This is a genomic window from Kitasatospora sp. NPDC059462, assembly GCF_042749955.1.
Taxonomy (GTDB): Bacteria; Actinomycetota; Actinomycetes; order Streptomycetales; family Streptomycetaceae; genus Kitasatospora.
This window is the reverse complement of sequence record NZ_JBHYUU010000346.1, coordinates 1-3619: the sequence shown is the minus strand read 5'-3', so window position 1 is coordinate 3619 and position 3619 is coordinate 1. Positions and strand designations below refer to the sequence as shown.

At 72.7% G+C, this 3619-nt stretch carries 3 protein-coding genes and 1 pseudogene; 1 reads left to right on the top strand and 3 read right to left on the bottom strand.

Translation table 11 applies throughout. From position 1 onward, the window contains the following. From ACFXAM_RS38210 to ACFXAM_RS38200, 3 genes and pseudogenes are all read right to left on the bottom strand, one after another. Nucleotides 1-190: pseudogene (locus ACFXAM_RS38210) on the bottom strand (hypothetical protein); the annotation flags it as partial. A 100-nt stretch (nt 191-290) separates the two neighbouring features. After that, nucleotides 291-1001, bottom strand: coding sequence for a ribonuclease HII (locus tag ACFXAM_RS38205; protein ID WP_380298493.1), 711 nt, complete (start codon nt 999-1001; stop codon nt 291-293). Between the two features lie 97 nt (nt 1002-1098). Next, nucleotides 1099-1803 (bottom strand): TetR/AcrR family transcriptional regulator, encoded by a 705-nt coding sequence (locus ACFXAM_RS38200; protein WP_380298491.1) that lies wholly within the window; start codon nt 1801-1803, stop codon nt 1099-1101. Nucleotides 1804-1964: 161 nt separating this feature from the next. On the opposite strand from ACFXAM_RS38200, the gene ACFXAM_RS38195 reads away from it, so the two are divergent. Then, nucleotides 1965-3512 (top strand): MFS transporter, encoded by a 1548-nt coding sequence (locus ACFXAM_RS38195; RefSeq protein WP_380298489.1) that lies wholly within the window; start codon nt 1965-1967, stop codon nt 3510-3512. Nucleotides 3513-3619: the final 107 nt, after the last annotated feature.

Below are 3619 nucleotides of genomic sequence, written 5' to 3'. Positions count from 1 at the left end.
CCGGCCGCGGCGGCGCCGGGCGGGGGCCCGGAACCGCAGCGGGCGCGACGCCGGCGGCCGGCGGTACGGCGGTGGTCGCGCCGCCGGTGGCTGGCGCGTTGAGGGCTTGTGCGTCCGACTCGCGGGGGCTGGGAACGCCGGGGCCCGGGAGGCTCTCGCTGATCTCCGGCTCCTCGGGGAAGACAGGCATACCCGGATATCTATCAAATGCCGGTCGGACGCGCACGGGCGCCCCACCCCTTGGGCACTCCGAGCACCACGCCCCGCCCCGGAAGCTTCCCGACGTACCGTCAGAAACCGAGCGAGAGCTGTTCCCCGGCGGGCTCCGCGGAGCCCGCGCCGCCGGGGCCGGGAACCGTCCGGACCCGCTTCAGGTGGCGCCACCGGGGCAGCCCGTCGAGATAGGACCAGGAGAGGCGGTGGTGCTCGGTCGGCCCGAGTTCCTCCAGCGCGGCCCGGTGCACCGGGGACGGGTAGCCGGCGTTGTCGGCGAAGCCGAACTCGGGGTGCGACTCGCCGAGGTCGGCCATCAGGCCGTCCCGGTGGACCTTGGCGAGCACCGAGGCGGCGGACACGCAGATGCACGACTGGTCGCCCTTGATCACCGTGCGCACCCGCCAGGGGCCGCCGAGGTAGTCGTGCTTGCCGTCGAGGATCACCGCGTCGGGCTCCACCGGCAGTGCCTCCAGCGCGCGCACGGCGGCCAGCCGCAGTGCGGCGGTCATCCCGAGCTCGTCGCACTCCAGCGCCGAGGCGTGGCCGAGCGCGTACGCGGTGACCCAGTCGGCGAGCACGGGCGCGAGCGCCCGGCGGCGGAGTTCGGTGAGCAGCTTGGAGTCGGTCAGCCCCTCCGGGGCCCGGCGCAGTCCGGTGACGGCCGCGCCCACGGTGACCGGACCGGCCCAGGCGCCGCGCCCGACCTCGTCGAGGCCGACGACGATCTTGGCGCCGGCGCGGCGCAGCGAGCGCTCGACGGAGTGCGTCGGCGGGACGATGGGCATGAGGGGTCCGTTCAGCTGGTCGGACTCCAGCCTATGCCACCCGGCCACGCCCCCGACCCGGGCCGGTTCCGGCGCGGACCGCCGGATCGGGGCCGGATCAGGGCCTGATCAGCGGGACCAGCACCTCGTCGACCAGCTGGTCGACGAACTCGGGGCCGATCCGACGGTCGCAGACCTTCAGCCGGTACAGCAGCATCGCCGGGACGACGTCGGCGACCACCGGGCTGGCCGCGCCGGGCCGGACGTCGCCGCGCTCGGCGCCGCGGCGCAGGATGTCCAGGATCACGTCCTTGGTCGGCTCCAGCATCCGCCGGCCGATGAAGTCCTTGAACAGCTCCGCCTGGTCGTGGTCCAGCTCGGCCATCACCGCGCCCATCGCACCGCCCGCCCGGGAGCTCGCGACGGAGACGAAACTCTCGACGAGGTAGTGCAGTTCCGCGCGGGCGGACCCGAGGGCCGGGGTGTCGGCGGGGCGTGGCAGAGTGGAGTCCAGGGCGTCGATGACCAGGTCCACCTTGGACGCCCACCGCCGGTACAGCGCGGCCTTCCCGGTCCGCGCGGCGCCGGCGACCCCCTCCATCGTCAGCCGCGCGAATCCGCCGGAGGTGAGCTGATCGAGCGTCGCTTCGAAGATCGCCGCCTCCAGCTCCCTCCCCCGCCGCCGCGCCGGCCGGGCCAGCGCCTCGGCGACGACCTGGACGGGACACGACGTCCGCGCGGCCTCGGGCGCCCGTCGCGCCGCCCGGCCCGCCGGGGGGCCCGCCGAGCCGTCCACCGCCTGGCGCCGCATCAACTGATCCATCGTCACCAACCCTAAGGAACGCTTGCGTTCATAATCTCGCCAACGCTATCGTCCACAGTAGTGAACGCTTCCGTTCCTTCATAGCCCGCGGGACGCCGACGGGCCACGCCGGACCCCAAGGTCCGCAGCATACGAAGCAGTAGCCAGCAGGGGGCATCAACTTGGCTATCTCCGACACGCTCAGCAAGAACGCTCCACCACGAGGCGACCGCGGCCCGCGCAAGGGCATCACCCTGACCGTCATCGCGGCCTCGCAGCTGATGGTGGTGCTCGACGCCACCATCGTGAACATCGCCCTGCCGCAGATCAGGGACGCGCTGGAGTTCTCCACCACCAACCTGTCGTGGGTGATCAACGCCTACACGCTGACCTTCGGCGGCCTGCTGCTGCTCGGCGGACGCGCGGGCGACATCCTCGGCCGGCGCCGGGTCTTCATCGCCGGCACGCTGCTGTTCGGCCTGGCCTCGCTGCTCGGGGGCTTCGCGCAGGACGGCGGCATGCTGCTGGCCGCCCGAGCGCTCCAGGGCATCGGCGGCGCGATCTGCTCGCCGACGGCCTTCGCCCTGATCGCCACCAACTTCGACGAAGGACCCGAACGCAACCGGGCCTTCGGCGTGTTCTCCGCGGTGGCCGGTTCGGGCGCCGCGATCGGCCTGCTGGCCGGCGGCGTGCTCACCGAGTACCTCGACTGGCGCTGGGTGTTCTTCGTCAACGTGCCGATCGCCGTCCTCATCGCGTTCGCCGCGCCGCGCCACATCGCGGAGTCGGAGCGCCACCCGGGCCGCTTCGACCTGCCCGGCGCGCTCACCTCGACGCTCGGCCTGGTCGGCCTGGTCTACGGCTTCATCCGCGCCGCGTCGGACGGCTGGTCGGACGCCCTGACGCTCGGCTCCTTCGCCGCCGGCGTGGTCCTGCTGGTCGCGTTCGTGGTCATCGAGACCCGCACCGCCCAGCCGATCACCCCGCTGAAGCTGTTCGCCGACCGCAACCGCACCGGCGGCCTGGTGATGATGCTCTGCGTGGCCGCCGCCATGTTCGGCATCTTCTTCTACATCACGCTCTTCGTGCAGGGCCCGCTGGACTACAGCCCGCTCAAGGCCGGCTTCGCGTTCATGCCGATCAGCGCGTCCATCATCGTGGCCGCCCAGATCGCCTCCAACCTTCAGGCCAAGTACGGCCCGAAGCCGTTCATGGCGGGCGGCGCGCTGCTCGTCACCGTCGGGCTCTCCTGGCTGACCTTCCTGGACGCGGACAGCGGCTACGTGGACGGCATCCTCGGCCCCACGGTGATCTTCGGCTTCGGCATGGGCCTGATCTTCGTCCCGGTGATGCTGCTCGCCGTCTCCGGCGTCTCCGGCCAGGAGACCGGTGCCGCCTCCGGCCTGCTGAACTCCATGCAGCAGATCGGCGGTTCGCTCGGCCTGTCGATCCTGACCACGGTGTTCGCGCACTACGCGACCAGCGAGGGCAAGGTCCAGCTCCCGGGCTTCATGGCCACCGCCACGCCGGAACAGAAGGCCTGGCTGCTGGAGAAGCAGGAGTTCCCCAAGGGCACCACCGCGGCCAACGAGGTGCTCGCCCAGGGCATTTCGCACGGCTTCGTCGTGAGCGCGCTGCTGGCGGGAATCGCCTTCGTGGTCGCCGCCGTCGTGGTCAAGGCCAAGGCCTCGGACCTGCCGTCGGACACCTCCGGTGTCGCGATGCACTGACCGGCCGCCCGCCCGGGGGAGGCGGACCGGACAGGGCCAGGGGCCGGACGGGAGCAGCACCCCCCCCTCCGCGGCCCCCGCCCCCGCCCCCCCCGGCGGCGCCCCCG